Raw genomic sequence first — 17,446 nt, 5'->3', positions numbered from 1 at the left:
GGGCCGTGTCGCCCGGTCACAGAACATCAGTTCCATGGCAGGGGCAAGACAATTGTTCACGGATCCGTGATCGTCCCGTGATCGGGCGCGTCAGGCCTCGTTCGGGATCGCCTGCAGGGCTTCTTCCAGCTCCAGGAAGCTGGGCTGGGCCTCGCTCGGCACGTTGCCGCGGCCGATCTCGACGCTGATCTGGGCGGCGTTGCCGTGCAGGTGGGCGACCAGGACCGACTGGATGATCTTGTAGAACGCGCCTTCCTCGTCGACCACGGCGGTCAGGCGGGTGGCGAACGGGGCGACCAGGCCATAGGCCAGGAACACGCCGAGGAAGGTGCCCACCAGGGCGCCGCCGATCATCGCGCCCAGCACGGCCGGCGGCTCGGTGATCGAGCCCATGGTCTTGATGACGCCCAGCACGGCGGCGACGATGCCCAGGGCGGGCAGGGCGTCGGCCAGGCTCTGCAGGGCGTGGGCCGGGGCCAGGCCTTCGTGATGGTGCTTTTCCAGCTGCTTCTCCATCGCATCCTCGACCTGGTGGGGATCTTCCAGGTTCATGGTCATCATCCGCAGGGTGTCGCAGATGAAGTCGACGGCGAAGTGGTCCTTGGTGATCTTCGGATAGCGCTGGAAGATCGAGCTGTCGTTGGGCTTTTCGATGTGGCTTTCCAGGGCGATGACGCCCTTGGACTTCATCGTCTTGGTCAGCAGGAATAGCAGGCTCAACAGGTCGCGATAGTCCGAGGTCTTCCACTTGGGACCCTTGAAGATCTTGCCGAAGCCGCCGCCGGTGGCCTTGATGACGGTCATCGAGTTCGAGATCAGGAACGAGGCGATGCCCGCGCCCAGAATGCACATCAACTCGTGCGGCGCGGCTTCGATGATCACGTCCATCTTGCCGCCCGACATGATGAAGCTGCCGAACACGAGGCCGAACAGCAGGACAATGCCGATGATCTGGAACATGACGTGGAAGGCCCCGGGTAACTTGCGCCGTGATCATCGCCGTTAATGCTTAATCCAAGGTGAGCGGGGGTTTGCGGCGCTGTTGCGCCATTCGCCGCACCCGCCTAACAGGTGTTTGACGCCATAGGCCGGACCAACCAGCCACGCGCGTCGGAGGGGAAGCATGAGCGCCGCCAGCCCGGATGTCCGCCTGGACGACAAGGCCAAGGGCCGGGCCTTCGCCATCCTGTTCGCCGTTCTGCTGTCCAGCGCCGCCGGCAACACCGCCCTGCAGACGGTGCTGCCGGCCATCGGCCGCCAGGTGGGCATTCCCGACGTACTGATCAGCTCGATCTTCTCGCTGTCGGCCTTGCTGTGGGGCGTGATGTCGCCGGTCTGGGCGCGGATGTCCGACAAGCGCGGCCGCAAGCCGATGGTGATCCTGGGCATGGCGGGCTTCGCGGTGTCGATGCTAGGCTTCGGCTTCTTCATCCTGATGGGACTGAAGGGCCTGATGGCGCCGCTGGCGGTGTTCGCCGGGGCGGCCCTGTCGCGGGGGATCTTCGGCCTGGTCGGCAGCGCCTCCAACCCCGCGGCCCAGGCCTATGTCGCCGACCGCACGGCGCCGGCCGACCGCACCAACGCCCTGGCCACCATGGCCTCGGCCAGCGGCCTGGGCACGATCCTGGGGCCCGCCGTCGCGCCGTTCCTGGTCTTCCCGCTGCTGGCCCTGTCGGGACCGATGTTCTCGTTCGCGCTGATCGCCGGCGTGGTGCTGGTGCTGGTCTTGCGCGGCCTGCCCGAACGTCCCGAGGAGATCCCGGACCGCGAGGCCGGCGTGTCGGCCAAGCCCCGGGCCCGGGTGCGCTGGAACGACCGGCGGATCATGCCCTTCGTCCTCTACGGCTTCCTGCTGGCCAGCGCCCAGACGGTGAACCAGCAGACCCTGGGCTTCATGGTCATCGACAAGCTGAACATTACGCCGGCCAAGGCGGCGGCCTTCGCCGGGGTGGCGATGATGGCCGGCGCCGTGGCCAGCCTGCTGGCCCAATGGGGCCTGATCCGCATGTTGCGGCTGGCGCCGCGCCAATTGCTGTGGCTGGGCGCGGGCTGCGCGGCCCTGGGCAACCTGATCGTCGCCTTCTCGCCCGACTACCATACCCTGGTGGTCGGCTTCGCCCTGTGCAGCCTGGGCTACGGCTTCGCCCGGCCCGGCTTCACGGCCGGCGCCTCGCTGTCGGTGGGACACGAGGAGCAGGGGGCGGTGGCCGGGGCGATCAGCGCCATCAACGGCGCCTCGGTGATCATCGCCCCGGTGCTGGGCGTGGCGCTCTACAAGTGGGCCCATCCGTCGCCCTATCTGATGAACATGGCTTTGCTGGCCGGCCTAGTAGCCTACGCCCTGATCGATCCCGTCATGCGCCGGGTCGGCGACGCCTCGGCTCCCCGCGAAGCCCGTGACGAGGCGCAGGTGGTGGACGCCAGTTCGATCGACGCCACGGGCCCGCACTGAGGGCCCCCGCCTGTTCCAAGCCTGAAACAGTCGCGCAACGAACGGCGCGCAGCCTCCGCGAGGTGTCGCTTCAGGGAGATCGACCGTGGGTTCCAAGCTATTCATCCTGGCCTGCACGGCGGGCTTGGCCGTCGCCGTCGCCGTCGCCGCCGGCGCATCAGCCCAGCCGCATCTGCCGGCTTCCGGTTATCAAAGGTTGCACGTGGACAAGGCCGTGGTCGGCAGCACGCCGGTCCGGGTCTGGGCCAACGCCGCCATCAACCCCGACTGCTCGGCCCAGACGCCGGACGCCACCCTGACCATCCTGGAACAGCCGGCCCATGGCGCGGCGGTGGTCAAGGACGAACCCTATTACGTGGCCTTCCCGCCGGCCAATCCGCGCTCGGCCTGCAACGACCGCAAGGTGCCGGGCCACCAGGCCTTCTACACCGCCGCCGCGGGCTATACCGGTCACGACCGGATGGTGCTGCAGGGCTCCAGCCCCGATGGCGCGGTCCGCCGGATCGCGGTGGACATCACCGTCCGCTAGCTGATCCCGGCCTGGGCCTTCAGCCGGGCGACCATGTCGGACGACAGGTAGCCGTCGGCGGGCAGCTTGCGGTCGGCCTGCCAGGCGCGCAGGGCCTTGCGGGTGCCGGCCCCGACCACGCCGTCGGCCGGGCCAGGGTCAAAGCCCAAACGACCAAGAGCGATCTGGGCGGCCATGCGGTCGGCCAGGCTCAGCGGCGTCTCGACCGGCCAGGCGGCGACCAGCGGCCCGCCTCCGGCGAACCGGTCGGCCAGCAGGCCGATGCCCAGAGCGTAGGACGTGGAGTTGTTGTAGGTGCGGATCGCGAAGTGGTTGGGCAGGGCCAGGAAGGCGGGTCCCGACCAACCGGCGGGCAGGATCAGGCCGGCGGGTGAGGCGGCGTCGGCCGCCGTCCAGGGCAGGCCGTCGGCCCGCTTGACGCCCTTGGCCTCCCACCACGACGGAACCTCGCGCGGCCCCTCGGCCAGGCCGTAGTCGAAGCCGGCCGGCAGGATTACTTCCTTGGCCCAGCCTACGCCGGGCTTCCAGCCGCCCTTCTTCAGCAGGTTGGCGGCCGAGGCCAGGCTGTCGCTGTCGCTGCCCCAGATGTCGCGCCGGCCGTCACCGTCGAAGTCGACGGCGGTCGACAGGTAGTTGGACGGCAGGAACTGGGTCTGGCCCATGGCCCCGGCCCACGAGCCCTTGAGCTGGGCGCGGGTGTCCTCGCCCGAGGCGATGATCTTCAGGGCGGCGATCAGTTCGCCCTCGGCCCAGTTGCGGCGTCGGCCGTCGGCGGCCAGGCTGGCCATCGAGCGCACGACGTCGAAATTGCCCTGGATCTTGCCGAACGCCGATTCCATGGCCCAGACGGCCAGCAGGATGTCGCGCGGCACGCCGTAGCGGGCCTCGATGGCCGGCAGGAAGGTCAGGCTCTGGCGCTTGTCGCGGCCGACCGCCACCCGGTCGTCGCTGATCACGCCCTTGATGTAGTCGCCGACCGGCTTGGAGAACTCCGGCTGCCGGCCGTCCAGCGAGATCACCTTGGGATCGGGCGTCACCCCGTCCAACTCGCGGTCCAGAAGTTGCTGGGGCAGGCCAGCGGCCAGGGCCTTCTGCTTGAAGGCGGCCAGCCAGGCGTCGAAGCCGACGGCTTGGCCGGAGGCGGCCGGGTCGGCGCTGGGGGCGGCGGGGGCGGGGGGCGGCACGCGCGGCGGCGGGGGCGGGGCGACCGACGGGGCCAGCGGCGCATTGGTCGAGGTGTCGGCGCAACCGGCCAGCAGCAGAACGAGGAAAACGCGTCTATCCATGAGGGCAGGCTACCGGGGTTCGTGACGGGGCTGCAATCACAAGGGCGACAGAGCGGTTAAGGTTGCGCCCGGGCGGTCCGAAATGCATATCGCTTAGCGCGAGTATATGTTAAATTCTCTCGATAAGGGAATTTGGATCGGCAGGAAACCCATGCCCATCGCCGCCAGAACCGCCGTGAAGATCGCGATCGCCTTGAGCTTGCTGGTCCCGGGCGCGGCCGGCGCCAGCCTGACGGTGATTCCCGGCCTGACGGTCCAAAACCGATGCGGCAAGTCGATCGTCTTCGTCGCCCGCTACCAGGATGTCCGTCGAAACTGGACCACTCTATCTGAGATCGGCCTGAACGGCGGCGACACCAAGCAGCACGTCGCCGGCATGAGCAGTCCGGTGCTGTACTATTACGCCGAGAGCATGGACGGCGGTAAAACCCGCTGGGCGGGGGACCAGAACGTCAGGGTCGACGGCAAGGTGTATCCGATGAAGCGCGAGACCCTGGCCTTGAACACCGCGCTGAACAGCTACCGGCTGACCCTGACCTGCAGGTGACCTCCGGGGCGGCCCGTCAATCGGCGATCGGTGCGGCTTGGCGCGCGCTCCGCATTGACTCCCGCGCCTGTCCTGCTTATACGCACGCCTCCGAAAACATCCCGGATGTTCCTTTCGCCCTCATGGCGGCCGCGAACCTCTCCGCTGAGTATAGAGACGGTCATGAAGGTTCGTAGCTCGCTGAAGTCGCTGAAGTCGCGTCACCGCGACTGCAAGATGGTCCGCCGCAAGGGCGTCATCTACATCATCAACAAGACCGACCCGCGCTTCAAAGCCAAGCAAGGCTAATGACGCCCGCACGGCCTCCCAGGGCGCTGCTCTGGGACGTCGGCAACGTCATCGTGCGCTGGAATCCGCGCACGCTCTACGCGAAGATCTTCAAGGAACCGGCCGATCTCGACCGGTTCCTTTCGCATGTCGGGACCCTGGACTGGCACGCGGCGACGGACCGCGGCGTGACCTTCGCCGACAACATCGCCGCCCGCAGCGCCCAGTATCCGCACCACGCCGAGCATCTGGCCGCCTGGTGGGACCGCTGGGACGAAATGTTCTCCGGAACGATCTCCGAGACCGAATCCATCATCGAGGACCTGGCCGCGCGCGGCGTCCCGCAGTTCGGCCTGACCAACATGTCCCACGAGACCTGGGACGGCGTGCGGGCCATGAGCCCAGCCTTCCGGCATTTCCGCGACACGGTGGTCTCGGGCCATGAACGGGTGATCAAGCCCGAGGCGCGGATCTACGAGATCGTACTGGAACGCACGGGCCTGGAAGCGGCCGACCTGCTGTTCGTCGACGACAGCGCCGCCAATATCGCCGCCGCCGACGCCCTCGGGTTTCACACTTACCACTTCACGGATCCGGCGGCCCTGCGGCGGGTGGTCGAGCGCCACGGCTTGCTCTAGGCGCGCCGGCGCCTAAGTAGCCCTCATCCTGAGCTTGTCGAAGGACGAGGGCGCCTGGCGCGGTGCGTCCGCCTCGTCCTTCGACAAGCTCAGGATGAAGCGGAGCGTCGGCTTCGCGCAGAGCCTTTTTGGAGTCGCCCCATGCATATCGGTTTCATCGGCCTGGGGGCCATGGGCAAGGCCATGGTCGAGACCCTGCTGGAGAAGGGTCATGCCGTGACGGTGTGGAACCGCTCGCCCGGCCCCGCCGCCGAACTGGCGGCCCGGGGCGCCAAGGTCGCCGCCGCCCCTGATGACGCCTTGCAGACCGACATCGTCCTGTCGATCCTGGCCCATGACCAGGCGATCCGCGATGTCCTGCTGGAAGCCCTGCCGCGCGCCCGGCCGGGCCTGGTCCACGTCAATCTCGCCACCATCTCGACCGCCTTCGCGCGCGAGCTGGCCGACCGCCACGCCGCGCTGGGCCTGGGCTACGTGGCCGCGCCGGTGTTCGGCCGGCCGCCGGTGGCGCGGGCGGGCGGGCTGAACGTGCTGGCGGCCGGGACGGCCGACGCCGTCGCCGCGGCCATGCCCGCGCTGGAGGCCCTGGCCGCCAAGGTCTGGCCGATGGGCGAGGATCCCGTCCGCGCCAACGCCGTCAAGATCGCGGGCAACCTGATGATCGTCGCCGCCGTCGAGGCCATGGGCGAGGCCACCGCCCTGGGCGCGGCCCATGGCGTGCCGGCGGGTGATCTGCTGGACGTGCTGACCAGCACGATCTTCGCCGCCCCGGTCTACAAGATCTATGGCGCCATGATCGCCGAGGGCCGCTACCACCCGCCCGGCTTCGCCGCTGACCTGGCGCTGAAGGACGTGCGCCTGGCCCAGGCCGCTGGCGACGAGAAGGGCCTGGCCCTGCCGCTGGCCGACCTGGTCGAGAGCGGGCTCGAGGCGCTGCTGGCGGGCGAGGGCGAAACGCCCGACCTGGCCGGCCTGGCTGAAGTCTCGCGCGGACGCGTGGAAGGACGCTGAAGAAAAAAGAGCGGGGAATCGGCCTTCCACTGGCGGCCCGTTGCCATTAGGTTCCGCGCCTTCCGTTTCCCCGCCTTTTCGCGAGACCTCTGCCATGGCCGACGACGCCGCCCCGCACGCCGATGTGCTCAACTCCACCGCCCAGGGCCAGCTGAAGAGCATCATCGACCGGGTCGAGCGCCTGGAAGTCGAGAAGACCGAGATCGCCGAGCAGATCAAGGAAGTCTACGCCGAGGCCAAGGGTAACGGCTTCGACGTCAAGATCCTGCGCAAGGTGGTCCGCCTGCGCAAGACCGACCGCGCCAAGCGCCAGGAAGAGGATGCGATCCTGGACCTGTACCTGTCGGCCATCGGCGAGATCTGATGACCGGCTGGGGACGCTCGCATGCGAGCGTCCCCGATCGTTAAACCTGCCGTTTTTCCGCGTGCGTCCCGCCGCCGACGCCCGCTAGTCTGCGGCCATGCGCGCCAAGAAGCCGCCCGATCCCAGAGCCCAGGCCCGCAAGGCCGCTCTCAACGCGCTCAAGCGCGCCCAGCGCACGGCCGACAAGGCCGGGATCCAGTTGTCAGAATGGGAAGGCGAGTTCCTGGGCTCGGTCGCCCAGCGCATCGAGACCTACGGCCGCGCGTTCGGCGATCCCGAAAAGGGCGGCGCCGGCCAGGCCATGTCGGTCAACCAGACCATCAAGCTCAAGGAGATCGCCGCCAAGGCCAAGGGCGAGCGCAAGCCGATGTCCCGCGGCAAGGGCTTCGGGCGGCGCGGACGGGTGAAGGTCGAGGCGGTGGAAGGCGACGAATGATCCCTCTCCCCTTGCGGGAGAGGGGGGCCTCGCGGAGCGAGGTCGGGTGAGCAACCATGTTGATCAGGCGTGGCGAACCCAGGGCTGCTGTCGCTTGAGGACGAGGTTTGCGGCTTCGACGAGTTTTCGCATGACGGCGACGATGGCGACCTTGGGCGGTTTGCCGGCGGCCAGGAGGCGATCGGCGAAGATCTTGAAGGCGGCATCGAAGCGCTTGGCGGCGATGGCGGCCAGATAGAGCATGCGGCGAGGTCGGCTTCGACCGCCGCCGATGAAGCTCTGGCCCTTCCATTGGCCCGACTGGCGGTCGAAGGGAGCCACGCCCAGCAGGCTGGCGGGCTGGCCGCGCTTGAGGGCGCCCAGCTCGGGCATGCGGATCACCAGGCTGGCGGCCACCAGCGGCCCGACACCTGGCAGAGACCGCAGCAGCGTCCAGCGGGCCAGAAGGTCGGGCCAGGCCTTGAGCGCGGCCAGGATCTCGCGCGCCAGCCGGGCCTTCAGCCGCGCCAGGCTCTGGATCTGCTCGCCCAGGCTGGCGGCCAGATCGGGCAGGGTCACATGCTCCATGAAGGTCTTCAGCTGGGCGGCCTGGTCGCTGATCTGCTCGTAGGCCGTCAGGCGTTCGGCCAGATGGGCCAGGCGCGGGTCCTGGGCCGCCCGCACCGTGTCCACCTGCGCCGTCGCCGCCGCGATCAGCGCCGCATCCAGCCGGTCGGTCTTGGCCCGCCGCCGCTTGAGGCGCGCGAACAGCTTCACCTCCAGCGGCTGGTGCACCACCACCTCCAGCCCCGCCGCCTCAAGTCTGGCCCGCACGCCGCGCTCGTAGCCCGCCGTCGCCTCCAGCCCCACGCGTCTGACGCCGCGTTCCGCCAGCCAGGCGATCAGCCCTTCCCAGCCCGCTGCGTCGTTGGCCACCCGATGCTGCTCGGCCCTGCCGAGCACGGCCGCATCCAACTGGCGCTTGCCCACATCGATCCCGGCGATCGTTGTGCTAGACTTGTTCCTATCCATCGATCCCATCCTTGTGGCTCCGGACCCATACGTCCCTGCAACCATCCGGGTCATGGATATGCCAGCGGCGACCAGGCTCACCCGCAGCGCCAAAACGCTCAGGGGTTATCGGTCCCTCCGCCGGCGGTCCGCCTGGTGCTGAGAACACCAGGCGGACGTCCCGGAAGACACCAGCAGCTTACCGCTTCTCCAACAGACAAGGCGTCGATAAACGCAAAAGCCGCGCTCGGCCTTTCGGCTGGCGCGGCTTTCGATGTTTGAGAGACCCCTCATCCGTCAGCTTCGCTGACACCTTCTCCCGCAAGGGGAGAAGGGAATTAGCTTGCTTCCTTGAAGTCCACGTCGATGCCCTGTTCGCGGACCTTGCGGTAGAGGGTCGAGCGGCCGATGCCCAGGCGGCGGGCCACTTCCGACATGTGGCCGGCATAGACCTCGATGGCGTGCTGGATCAGGTCGCGTTCGATCTCCTCCAGCGTCCGCAGGTGGCCGCGGTCGTCGAGGATGCGGACCGGCGACTCAGGGGCCGGGGTGCGGGCCATGGCGGCGTGGGCGGCCTGCAGCACGGCCGGCAGGTCGGGCTGGACGGCCGTCGCGGTCATGGCTTCCGGCGGCGGCGCGACGATCCCCGAGATGGCCGGGAAGTCGTAGGGCTGCAGATAGGGCGCGTCGGCCAGGATGATGGCGCGATAGACCGCGTTCTCCAACTGGCGGACATTGCCGGGCCAGTCGAAGGCGCCGAGCAGCTTCAGGGTCTCCGGCGCGGCGCCGACCACCCGCTTGCCTTCCTCGACGTTGAAGCGGCGGACGAAGGCCTCGACCAGGGCGGGGATGTCCTCGCGGCGCTCGCGCAGGGACGGGGCCTCGATCGGGAAGACGTTCAGGCGGTAGTAGAGGTCCTCGCGGAACCGGCCCTGCGACACCGCGTGGGCGACGTCGCGGTTGGTGGCCGAAACGATGCGCACGTCCACCTTCTGCGAGCGCTTGGAGCCGATCGGGTCGATCTCGCCCTCCTGCAGCGCGCGCAGCAGCTTGACCTGCATGTCCAGCGGCAGTTCGCCGACCTCGTCGAGGAACAGGGTGCCGCCGTCGGCCTCCTTGAACTTGCCCAGGTGCTTGTCGGTGGCGCCGGTGAAGCTGCCCTTCTCGTGGCCGAACAGGATCGACTCGACCAGGTTCTCCGGAATGGCCCCGCAGTTGACGGCCACGAACGGCTTGCCGGCCCGTTCGGAGCCGCCGTGCACGGCGCGGGCGATCAGCTCCTTGCCGACCCCGCTCTCGCCGGTGATCAGGATGGGAATGGAGCTCTTGGCGGCCCGCTCGCCCATGCGCTTGACCAGGGTCATGGCGGGCGAGGTTCCGATCAGGTCGGCGAAGGTGGTGCGGTTGCCGGCCCGCTTGGTCAGGCGCTCGACCTCGCCTTTCAGGTCGCCCATCGACAGGGCGTTGCGGATCGAGACGGTGATCCGCTCGGGAGAGGCCGGCTTGATGAAGAAGTCGGTGGCGCCGGCCTGCATGGCCTTGACCACGGTGTCGACGCCGCCTGATGCGGTAAGAACGATCACGGGTTGGACAAACCCGCGCGCCCGCATCTCCTTCAGGGTGTCCTGGCCCGACAGGCCTGGCATCACCAGGTCCAGCAGCACGACGTCCACGGGGGCGCCGCTGGCCAGGTGGGCCATGGCCGCGTCGCCGTTCTCGGCGTGCGACACCGAGAAGCCCTCGCGCTCGAGCACGGCCTGGATCAGCCGACGCTGAGTCGGATCGTCATCGACGACGAGAACCGTCTTGGACATTTGCAGACACCCACGTGAACCGGCCGCGTCCGACATGGGACAGGGCTCTTGTTGGTTCAGAGTGATACAGGCGCGGGGTAAAGACCGGGTTTCGGAGACGTGAGTCAGGGGTTAACGATCGCCCTTAACGGGGTATGACCATCCGCCGTCTCAGCCCGCGATCCTGCCTGGCGGCACGCGACGAACCGCCCCGCCGTTCTGGCTGATCAGGCGCGCGTCGATCCGGGTCTCGCCCTCGCGACCGACATGGCAGACGCCGACGAAGCGGCTCTTGCGCTGGGTCTTCTTCTCGATCGTGACGGCCTCGAACTTGACGTCCATGACCCCCGCCGGGTCGCCGTCGGAATCCATGTGGGTGATGTCGATGCCGTCCAGCGGCCCGATGTTGAACTTCTCCTTCAGCCGCTCGGTGCAGCTGTGGAACACCACGGCGCTGCGGAGCGTCTGGGCCAGCCAGCCCATCGGCTGGGGCTTGTCGGTCGCCATCGCGGACGGCGCGGCGACGAGGCTCACGGCCAGGGCGAGAGAAGCGGTGATCCTGATCATCAATGCGCCCCTCGTCCCCGGTCCCTCTACGGCGGCCCTCGCCGACCGGCGGTATCCTAAGGCGCGACTCGCCGTCACGCCCTTTAATTCGCGGTAATGCGGCGAGCCGCCCTCGCGACGGAAAGCTGCGGCCACGATTGCGCGCGTCTTTCGGCGGGGCCATATCCCTTGGCCATGAACGCGCCCTTCAAGACCGAAACCCTGCCCGAGTGGAATCTCGCCGACCTCTATGCTGGTCGCGACGATCCGAAGATCGAGACCGACCTGGCTGCGGCCAAGGCCGCCAACGACGAGCTGGCTTCGCTGGAGGGCCTGTTCCTCCAGGCCCGCGGCGAGCCCGAGCGCCTGGGCGTGCTGCTGGATCGCGGGATCCGGCTGTACGAGCAGGCCACCAACGGCCTGTGGGGCGTGGGGGCCTATGCGGGCCTGGCCGCCTCGACCGCGCGCGACGACCCGGCCTGGGCCAAGTTCGAGGCGGACCTGCGGGCCCGTTCCTCGGCCATCGCCGCCGAGAGCCTGTTCTTCTCGCTGGAGCTGAACCAGCTGGAGGACGGCGAACTGGAGGCGGCGCTGAAGGCCTATCCGGCCGCGGCCCGCTGGATTCCCTGGCTGCGCCGCCTGCGCCTGTCGCGTCCGCACGAGCTGACGCCCGACCTGGAGCGCTACATCGTCGACCGCGGCCCGGCCGTCAGCAACTGGGTACGGCTGTATGACGAGACGCTGGCCAAGCTTCAAGCCAAGGTCGGCGACGAGACCCTGACCCTGCCCGAGGCCCTGAACCGCCTGTCCGATCCCGATGGCAAGCGCCGCAAGGCCGCCGCCGATGGCCTGGCCAAGGCGCTGGAGGGGCGCGCCTCGTCCCAAGGCCTGGTGCTCAACACCCTGGCCTTCGAAAAGCAGGTCGAGGACCGCTGGCGTCGGTTCGAAAATCCCGCCCAGTCGCGCCACCTGGCCAACGAGGTCGACGCCGACGCGGTCGACGCCCTGGAGCAGGCGGTGGTCGAGGCCTATCCGCGCCTGTCGCACCGCTACTACGCCCTGAAGGCCAAGGTCATGGGCCGCAAGACCCTCGACTACTGGGACCGCAACGCTCCTCTGACCGCCGCCGCGCCGCGCACCTATGACTGGACCGAGGCCAAGGCGGTGGTGCTGGACAGCTTCCAGGCCCTGGCCCCGAAGTTCGCCGATACGGCGGCGACCTTCTTCGACAAGCCGTGGATCGACGCCCGGCCGCGGGCCGGCAAGCAGTCGGGCGCCTATTCGCATCCGGTCACCGCCGAGCGGCACCCCTATGTGTTCATGAACTACATGGGCGAGCGGCGCGACGTGCTGACCCTGGCCCATGAGCTGGGCCATGCCGTGCACCAGACCCTGTGCGCGCCGCTGGGCACCCTGCTGGCCGACACCCCCCTGACCCTGGCGGAGACCGCCTCGATCTTCGGCGAGGGCCTGGTGTTCGACCGCCTGCTGGCCGAGGCGACGCCCAAGGACCGCATGGGGCTGCTGGCCGGCAAGATCGAGGATGGGCTCAACACCGTGGTCCGCCAGATCGCCTTCCACCGGTTCGAGCGGCGCTTCCACGAGGCCCGCAAGGACGGCGAGCTGTCGCCCGACCAGATCGGCCGGCTGTGGGTCGAGGTGATGGCCGAGAGCCTGGGCCCGGCCGTGACCCTGAACGAAGGCTACGAGCACTACTGGGCCTATGTCAGCCACTTCGTGCACGCGCCGTTCTATGTCTACGCCTACGCGTTCGGCGACCTCCTGGTGCGGGGCCTGATGGAGAAGCGCCGCGAGGACCCGGAAACCTTCGCGCCGCTTTATGAGGACCTGCTGGCCGCCGGCGGCACGCGCACCTATGTCGAGGCCCTCAAGCCGTTCGGCCTGAACCCGCGCGAAAAGGCGTTCTGGGCCGCGGGCTGCGCCCAGCTGGAGCGCCTGGTGGACGAATTCGAAGCCCTCGTGTGATCGGAACCTAAATGCCCACCAAGGAACGCCTGGCGGAGTTCATCGCCACCGTCGAACGCAACGAGCATGTCGAGGCGATCGAGCGCTTCTATGCGCCGCACGCCTCGATGCAGGAGAACAACGCCCCGCCGCGCGTGGGTCGCGACGTCCTGGTCGCGCACGAGGCGGCCGCCCTGGCGCGGTTGTCGAAGATGGACACCCAGCCGGCGGTCATGGTGCTGCATGACGGCGACGATGTCGTCATCCAGTGGGTGTTCCTGATGACCAACAAGACCGGCGAGACGCTTCGGTTCGAAGAGCTGACCCACCAGGTCTGGGAGGGCGATAGGATCGTTCGTGAGCGCTTCTTCTACGACTCCCGGCAGTTCGGCTAGGCGATGGCTGACGATCCGCGCGGCCCCTCGAAAGACCCCGAACGCAATCGCCTGGCCGGCCGCATGTCGCGCTTCGCCAGGGTCGGGGCGGGCCTGTCGGGGGCGGCGGTCAGCTACGGCGCCAACAGCCTGTTCGGCGGCGACAGCGCCGACGCCCGCAACGCCAAGGCGCTGAAGGCGGCCCTGGGCGGCCTCAAGGGCCCGCTGATGAAGGCGGCCCAGATGTTCGCCACGGTGCCGGACCTGTTGCCGCCGGAGTTCGCCGCCGAGTTGGCCGAGCTGCAGACCAACGCCCCGGCCATGGGCTGGCCGTTCGTCCGCCGACGGATGGCCGCCGAGCTGGGGCCGGACTGGGCGTCCCGGTTCCAGAGTTTCGAGCACGAGGCCGCCGCCGCCGCCTCTCTGGGCCAGGTGCACCGCGCGATCGCCCCCGACAGCCGCGCCCTGGCGGTCAAGCTGCAGTATCCGGACATGCAGAGCGCGGTCGAAAGCGACCTGGGCCAATTGCGGGCCCTCATCGGCCTGTTCAAGCGGATGGACGGCTCGATCGACCCGACCGAGATGATCGTCGAGGTCGGCGACCGGCTGCGCGAGGAGCTGGACTACGAGCGCGAGGCCAGGCTGATGGCCGTCTATGGCGCCTTCTTCACCGGCCGCGACGACATCCGGGTTCCCGAGCCCGTGCCCGCCCTGTCAACCCGGCGCCTGCTCAGCATGACCTGGCTGGAGGGGCGGGGCCTGCTGGCCTTCAAGGACGCGCCGCAGGACACCCGCGACCGGATCGCCGCCCTGCTGTTCGAGGCCTGGTGGAGCCCGATGACCCACCTGGGGATCATCCACGGCGACCCGCACCTGGGCAACTACACCTTCGGCGGGACCGGGGGCGGCCCCGATGGATGGCGAGACGCGTCGCATCTGAACCTGCTGGACTTCGGCTGCATCCGCATCTTCCCGCCGAAGTTCGTGGGCGGCGTGGTGCGGCTGTACCGCGCGCTCTCGAACGACGACCGCGCCGAGCAGGTCGAGGCCTATCGCAGTTGGGGCTTCGCCAACCTCAATGACGACCTTGTCGACGTGCTGAACGTCTGGGCCCGGTTTATCTACGGTCCCTTGCTGGACGACCGGGTGCGCAGCGTCGCCGACGATGTGCCGCCCGGCGAGTACGGCCGCCGCGAGGCCTTCAAGGTGCGCCAGGCCTTGAAGGCGAAAGGCCCGGTGCTGATCCCCCGCGAGTTCGTGTTCATGGATCGCGCCGCCATCGGCCTGGGCGCGGCCTTCCTGCACCTGGGCGCAAGGCATAACTGGAAGGCGCTGTTCGAGCGTTCGCTGGAGGGCTTCTCGGAAGAGGGCCTGGCCCAGCGGCAGGCGGCGGTGCTCAGCGGGGCGGGGGTGGCGTGATCCGCTCCAAACTCCATTCATCCCGACGAAAGTCGGGACCCATGCCGAGTTTCAAGATTTGCTCGGTGGCTCACAACCGCACGAGCGCACTTCTGAGGGTCAGCTTGGGTCCCGACTTTCGTCGGGATGAATGGAAGTGGATGGAACGGTGATCATGACCCCTCGCACCCTAAAGCGCCTCCACCCCGCCCAGCGCGACGACATCGGCGACCTGACCACCCGCCGGCCGCTACCCGGCCCGGCGATCCCGCAGCTGGATCCGTTCCTGTTCCTCAATCACCACGGCCCGCAGGTCTATCCGCCCGACAATCGCGGCCTGCCGTTCGGGCCGCACCCGCATCGCGGCTTCGAGACCGTGACCTTCATCCTCGAGGGCGAGCTTTCGCACCTGGACAGCGGCGGCCATGAGAGCGTGATCGGCCCCGGCGGGGTGCAGTGGATGACCGCCGGCCGCGGCCTGGTGCACGCCGAGCTGTCGCCGGCCAGCTTCAAACAGGCGGGCGGGCCGCTGGAGATCCTGCAGCTGTGGGTCAACCTGCCGGGTCGGCTGAAGATGACCGATCCGAACTATCTGGGCCTGCAAGCTGACGCGATCCCCAAGGTCGAGGCCGATGGCGCGACGATCGAGGTGATCTCGGGCGCGGTCGACGGCGTGGTCGGGCCGTTTCCGTCGCTGATCGGCATCGAGATGAGCGTCGTGCGCTTGGCGCCGGGCGGGGTCGTGACCCTGCCGGTGGCCGAGGGCAGAGCGGTGTTCCTGTACGTGGTGTCCGGCGAGATTGTCGTCGGCGGCCAGGCGGCCCCGCGCTGGAACCTAGTCGAACTGAACGACGACGGCGACGCGGTGGCGTTCGAGTCCCCGGCCGGGGCGGTGGTCCTGCTGGGCCACGCCCAGCCGATCGGCGAGCCGGTCTTCGCCCACGGTCCGTTCGTGATGAACACCCGCGAGGAGATCATCCAGGCCATCGACGACTACAACGCCGGGAAGTTCGGGGCCGTGGCGGGGTAGGGCTCTGCGTCCTTCGAGGCTCGGCTGGGCCTCGCACCTCAGGATGAGGAATTCAGCAACAACGCTCCTCATCCTGAGGCGCCCGCGAAAGCGGGCCTCGAAGGACGCAAGAGCCTCACGAACCCTCATACGCCGCCAGCAAGCCCTCCAGCCGCCGCTGTTCCGGTTTCAGCACCTTGAAAAATCGCAAGGCGTTCCAGCCGACGCTGGCCCCCAGGGCGACGCCGAACACCAACAGCATCTGGCCCATGTCGCGGTCGGTGGTCTTGCCGACCTGGTTCAACTGGACCACGGCGACCAGCAGAGGGACCAGGAACACCGGCAGGCTCATCCAGAAGATCCGGTAGTTGACCCGCGCCCGGCGGTTGGCGGCCAGCAGGGCCTCCAGCGCCTGGCGCACCGGCGATCCGTCGCCCGGCGTCCGCCGGGCTCGCAGGGCGGCGACCGCCACCGCCCCCAGCATCGCCCAGCACACGCCCAGCATGGCCAGGGCGCCCCACTCGCGGCCAAGATCGGTCTGGCCGATCAGGATCGAGCGCGCGGCGATGGCGGTGAACAGGGCCATGGCCGCGACGGGGATGGCGAACAGCAGGATCTCGCCGCGGCGGCGGGCTTTCAGCGCGTGCATCAGTTGCTCCATCAGATAGGCCTGGGCCTGTTGGTCGGGGGTGTTGGCCTGGGACCGCCAGGCCTGTTCGAGACGCTCAAACTCCATCGGCGCGCTTCTCCACGAGGTCCGAGAGACGGCGGCGGATCCGGCTGAGCCGGGCGCCGACATTGGTTTCGCTGAGACCGTGCACGCGCGCGATCTCGGCGTAGGGCTGGCTGTCCAGCGACAGCAGGATCAGCGAGCGGTCCAGCGGCGGCAGGGTGCGGATGGCGTCGTAGAGCCGGTCCAGCAGGTCGGCCTCCGGCGTGTCGTCCGCCTCTAGGCGCAGGGCCATCTCGGCCTCGATCGCCTCGCGTCGCCGTCGGCGGCGGCTCTCGCCGCGCTTCCAGGTCAGGGCGGTGTTGTGGGCGACGCGGTAGACGAAGGTGGTGTCGGCGCTGTCGCCGCGAAAGCGCGGGCGGGCTCGCCAGACCGCAAGCATCAACTCCTGCATCAGGTCGTGCTGGTCGGCCGGCGCGGCGAAGGCGCGGGCCGTTCGGCGCAGCGCGCCCAGGTGCGGCGCCAGCCACGCCGCGAAAGCCTCGTCCTCCTGTCGTCCAGCGCCCATGGTCCGCCCCGTTTTCGAAAGGTTAGACGCCGGCGATCGTCCCGTCCTTACACCGACCGCGAAGGCGTCGTCCCAGGCTTCCCCAGCGTCGCGCTTGCCAGGCTTCAAACGCTCGTTAGACTTTGCCCATGTCCGACGATCTCACCGACGCCCAGGCCGCGGCCCTGCCCGAGGGCTACAGCCTGCTCAACTGGTCGCGCGGCTTTGGCCGGCAGATCGGGCCGCTGTACGAGCAGCGCGCCGGGCCGGGCGAGGCGACCCTGGGCTTCCGGGTGGAAGAGCACCACACCAACGGCCTGGGCAATTGCCACGGCGGCATGCTGATGAGCTTCGCCGACATGGCCTGGGGGCGGATCATCTCGCTGCGCAAGTCCTACAGCTGGGTCACGGTGCGCCTGAACTGCGATTTCCTGTCTGGGGCCCAGCTTGGCGATTTCGTCGAAGGGGCGGGCGAGCTGCTCATCGAACAGGATCTGGTGTTCACCGTGCGCGGCCGCATCTGGGCCGGCGAGCGGACCCTGATGACCGGCACGGGGGTCTTCAAGGCCCTGGCCCCGCGCGCGCCGCGTCCAGGCGAGATCGCCTATCGGGAAAAGGCTTGAA

20 protein-coding genes are annotated in these 17,446 nt (G+C 68.8%); 13 read left to right on the top strand and 7 right to left on the bottom strand.

The annotated features are described in order from the left end of the window. Positions 1-90: 90 nt before the first annotated feature. A complete protein-coding gene (gene motA, locus G3M57_RS21650; protein WP_056752920.1) occupies positions 91-960 on the bottom strand; it encodes a flagellar motor stator protein MotA in 870 nt (289 codons plus the stop codon). Between the two features lie 163 nt (positions 961-1,123). On the opposite strand from motA, the gene G3M57_RS21645 reads away from it, so the two are divergent. Continuing rightward, positions 1,124-2,452, top strand: a complete 1,329-nt coding sequence (locus tag G3M57_RS21645; RefSeq protein ID WP_056752917.1) for an MFS transporter — start codon at positions 1,124-1,126, stop codon at positions 2,450-2,452. 85 nt (positions 2,453-2,537) lie between these two features. Further along, complete coding sequence (locus G3M57_RS21640) at positions 2,538-2,981, top strand: hypothetical protein (protein WP_163232949.1); 444 nt, start codon at positions 2,538-2,540, stop codon at positions 2,979-2,981. Here the strand turns inward: G3M57_RS21640 and G3M57_RS21635 are convergent. Continuing rightward, positions 2,978-4,267 (bottom strand): lytic murein transglycosylase, encoded by a 1,290-nt coding sequence (locus G3M57_RS21635; RefSeq protein WP_163232947.1) that lies wholly within the window; start codon positions 4,265-4,267, stop codon positions 2,978-2,980. The genes G3M57_RS21640 and G3M57_RS21635 overlap by 4 nt on opposite strands. 151 nt (positions 4,268-4,418) lie before the next feature. On the opposite strand from G3M57_RS21635, the gene G3M57_RS21630 reads away from it, so the two are divergent. The 6 genes from G3M57_RS21630 to G3M57_RS21605 all read left to right on the top strand — a co-directional run bounded on the left by G3M57_RS21630 (position 4,419) and on the right by G3M57_RS21605 (position 7,530). Further along, on the top strand, positions 4,419-4,814 hold the full coding sequence (locus G3M57_RS21630) for a hypothetical protein (protein WP_163232945.1): 396 nt from the start codon (positions 4,419-4,421) through the stop codon (positions 4,812-4,814). A 162-nt stretch (positions 4,815-4,976) separates the two neighbouring features. Next, positions 4,977-5,102: a type B 50S ribosomal protein L36 gene (ykgO, locus tag G3M57_RS21625; protein ID WP_018061125.1), complete on the top strand. Its 126-nt coding sequence runs from the start codon at positions 4,977-4,979 to the stop codon at positions 5,100-5,102. Continuing rightward, positions 5,102-5,719: an HAD-IA family hydrolase gene (locus G3M57_RS21620; protein ID WP_056752905.1), complete on the top strand. Its 618-nt coding sequence runs from the start codon at positions 5,102-5,104 to the stop codon at positions 5,717-5,719. The genes ykgO and G3M57_RS21620 overlap by 1 nt, the downstream gene beginning before the upstream one ends. A 54-nt stretch (positions 5,720-5,773) precedes the next feature. Beyond that, entirely contained in the window at positions 5,774-6,730 is a 957-nt protein-coding gene (locus G3M57_RS21615; RefSeq protein ID WP_482764125.1) for an NAD(P)-dependent oxidoreductase, read from the top strand. A gap of 94 nt (positions 6,731-6,824) precedes the next feature. Then, positions 6,825-7,094 (top strand): nucleoid-associated protein GapR, encoded by a 270-nt coding sequence (gene gapR, locus G3M57_RS21610; protein WP_018112952.1) that lies wholly within the window; start codon positions 6,825-6,827, stop codon positions 7,092-7,094. 97 nt (positions 7,095-7,191) lie between these two features. Then, positions 7,192-7,530: a hypothetical protein gene (locus G3M57_RS21605; protein ID WP_056752900.1), complete on the top strand. Its 339-nt coding sequence runs from the start codon at positions 7,192-7,194 to the stop codon at positions 7,528-7,530. Positions 7,531-7,593: 63 nt separating this feature from the next. On the opposite strand, the gene G3M57_RS21600 is transcribed toward G3M57_RS21605, so the two are convergent. The 3 genes from G3M57_RS21600 to G3M57_RS21590 all read right to left on the bottom strand — a co-directional run bounded on the left by G3M57_RS21600 (position 7,594) and on the right by G3M57_RS21590 (position 10,880). After that, entirely contained in the window at positions 7,594-8,541 is a 948-nt protein-coding gene (locus tag G3M57_RS21600) for an IS110 family RNA-guided transposase (protein ID WP_163228532.1), read from the bottom strand. Positions 8,542-8,858: 317 nt separating this feature from the next. Beyond that, positions 8,859-10,334 (bottom strand): sigma-54-dependent transcriptional regulator, encoded by a 1,476-nt coding sequence (locus G3M57_RS21595; RefSeq protein ID WP_056751873.1) that lies wholly within the window; start codon positions 10,332-10,334, stop codon positions 8,859-8,861. Between the two features lie 150 nt (positions 10,335-10,484). Continuing rightward, on the bottom strand, positions 10,485-10,880 hold the full coding sequence (locus G3M57_RS21590) for a hypothetical protein (protein WP_163232941.1): 396 nt from the start codon (positions 10,878-10,880) through the stop codon (positions 10,485-10,487). A 174-nt stretch (positions 10,881-11,054) separates the two neighbouring features. On the opposite strand from G3M57_RS21590, the gene G3M57_RS21585 reads away from it, so the two are divergent. From G3M57_RS21585 to G3M57_RS21570, 4 genes are all read left to right on the top strand, one after another. Then, positions 11,055-12,845: a M3 family oligoendopeptidase gene (locus G3M57_RS21585; RefSeq protein ID WP_163232939.1), complete on the top strand. Its 1,791-nt coding sequence runs from the start codon at positions 11,055-11,057 to the stop codon at positions 12,843-12,845. Positions 12,846-12,856: 11 nt separating this feature from the next. Next, positions 12,857-13,219: a nuclear transport factor 2 family protein gene (locus G3M57_RS21580; RefSeq protein WP_163232937.1), complete on the top strand. Its 363-nt coding sequence runs from the start codon at positions 12,857-12,859 to the stop codon at positions 13,217-13,219. Between the two features lie 3 nt (positions 13,220-13,222). Next, a complete protein-coding gene (locus G3M57_RS21575) occupies positions 13,223-14,617 on the top strand; it encodes an ABC1 kinase family protein (RefSeq protein WP_163232935.1) in 1,395 nt (464 codons plus the stop codon). A 154-nt stretch (positions 14,618-14,771) separates the two neighbouring features. Then, a complete protein-coding gene (locus G3M57_RS21570) occupies positions 14,772-15,626 on the top strand; it encodes a pirin family protein (RefSeq protein WP_056751863.1) in 855 nt (284 codons plus the stop codon). A gap of 115 nt (positions 15,627-15,741) precedes the next feature. Here the strand turns inward: G3M57_RS21570 and G3M57_RS21565 are convergent, their stop codons facing one another. After that, positions 15,742-16,341 carry a hypothetical protein gene (locus tag G3M57_RS21565; RefSeq protein WP_163232933.1) on the bottom strand — a complete coding sequence of 200 codons (600 nt, stop codon included), beginning with the start codon at positions 16,339-16,341 and terminating at the stop codon, positions 15,742-15,744. Then, entirely contained in the window at positions 16,331-16,843 is a 513-nt protein-coding gene (locus G3M57_RS21560) for an RNA polymerase sigma factor (protein ID WP_163232931.1), read from the bottom strand. The genes G3M57_RS21565 and G3M57_RS21560 overlap by 11 nt, the downstream gene beginning before the upstream one ends. A 128-nt stretch (positions 16,844-16,971) precedes the next feature. Here G3M57_RS21560 and G3M57_RS21555 point away from each other — a divergent pair, with 128 nt between their 5' ends. After that, complete coding sequence (locus G3M57_RS21555) at positions 16,972-17,445, top strand: PaaI family thioesterase (protein ID WP_163232929.1); 474 nt, start codon at positions 16,972-16,974, stop codon at positions 17,443-17,445. Position 17,446 lies beyond the last annotated feature (1 nt).

The organism is Caulobacter rhizosphaerae, assembly GCF_010977555.1.
Lineage (GTDB): Bacteria > Pseudomonadota > Alphaproteobacteria > Caulobacterales > Caulobacteraceae > Caulobacter > Caulobacter rhizosphaerae.
Note: the sequence above shows the minus strand (reverse complement) of the source record. Positions and strands in the feature narration are given on the sequence as shown.

What these genes read in the sequence shown, in the direction of transcription:
- motA (WP_056752920.1), bottom strand. Translation starts at nt 960, where the DNA reads ATGTTCCAGATCATCGGCATTGTCCTGCTGTTCGGCCTCGTGTTCGGC.
- G3M57_RS21645 (WP_056752917.1), top strand. Translation starts at nt 1,124, where the DNA reads ATGAGCGCCGCCAGCCCGGATGTCCGCCTGGACGACAAGGCCAAGGGC.
- G3M57_RS21635 (WP_163232947.1), bottom strand. Translation starts at nt 4,267, where the DNA reads ATGGATAGACGCGTTTTCCTCGTTCTGCTGCTGGCCGGTTGCGCCGAC.
- G3M57_RS21630 (WP_163232945.1), top strand. Translation starts at nt 4,419, where the DNA reads ATGCCCATCGCCGCCAGAACCGCCGTGAAGATCGCGATCGCCTTGAGC.
- ykgO (WP_018061125.1), top strand. Translation starts at nt 4,977, where the DNA reads ATGAAGGTTCGTAGCTCGCTGAAGTCGCTGAAGTCGCGTCACCGCGAC.
- G3M57_RS21620 (WP_056752905.1), top strand. Translation starts at nt 5,102, where the DNA reads ATGACGCCCGCACGGCCTCCCAGGGCGCTGCTCTGGGACGTCGGCAAC.
- gapR (WP_018112952.1), top strand. Translation starts at nt 6,825, where the DNA reads ATGGCCGACGACGCCGCCCCGCACGCCGATGTGCTCAACTCCACCGCC.
- G3M57_RS21605 (WP_056752900.1), top strand. Translation starts at nt 7,192, where the DNA reads ATGCGCGCCAAGAAGCCGCCCGATCCCAGAGCCCAGGCCCGCAAGGCC.
- G3M57_RS21600 (WP_163228532.1), bottom strand. Translation starts at nt 8,541, where the DNA reads ATGGATAGGAACAAGTCTAGCACAACGATCGCCGGGATCGATGTGGGC.
- G3M57_RS21595 (WP_056751873.1), bottom strand. Translation starts at nt 10,334, where the DNA reads ATGTCCAAGACGGTTCTCGTCGTCGATGACGATCCGACTCAGCGTCGG.
- G3M57_RS21590 (WP_163232941.1), bottom strand. Translation starts at nt 10,880, where the DNA reads ATGATCAGGATCACCGCTTCTCTCGCCCTGGCCGTGAGCCTCGTCGCC.
- G3M57_RS21585 (WP_163232939.1), top strand. Translation starts at nt 11,055, where the DNA reads ATGAACGCGCCCTTCAAGACCGAAACCCTGCCCGAGTGGAATCTCGCC.
- G3M57_RS21580 (WP_163232937.1), top strand. Translation starts at nt 12,857, where the DNA reads ATGCCCACCAAGGAACGCCTGGCGGAGTTCATCGCCACCGTCGAACGC.
- G3M57_RS21575 (WP_163232935.1), top strand. Translation starts at nt 13,223, where the DNA reads ATGGCTGACGATCCGCGCGGCCCCTCGAAAGACCCCGAACGCAATCGC.
- G3M57_RS21570 (WP_056751863.1), top strand. Translation starts at nt 14,772, where the DNA reads ATGACCCCTCGCACCCTAAAGCGCCTCCACCCCGCCCAGCGCGACGAC.
- G3M57_RS21565 (WP_163232933.1), bottom strand. Translation starts at nt 16,341, where the DNA reads ATGGAGTTTGAGCGTCTCGAACAGGCCTGGCGGTCCCAGGCCAACACC.
- G3M57_RS21560 (WP_163232931.1), bottom strand. Translation starts at nt 16,843, where the DNA reads ATGGGCGCTGGACGACAGGAGGACGAGGCTTTCGCGGCGTGGCTGGCG.
- G3M57_RS21555 (WP_163232929.1), top strand. Translation starts at nt 16,972, where the DNA reads ATGTCCGACGATCTCACCGACGCCCAGGCCGCGGCCCTGCCCGAGGGC.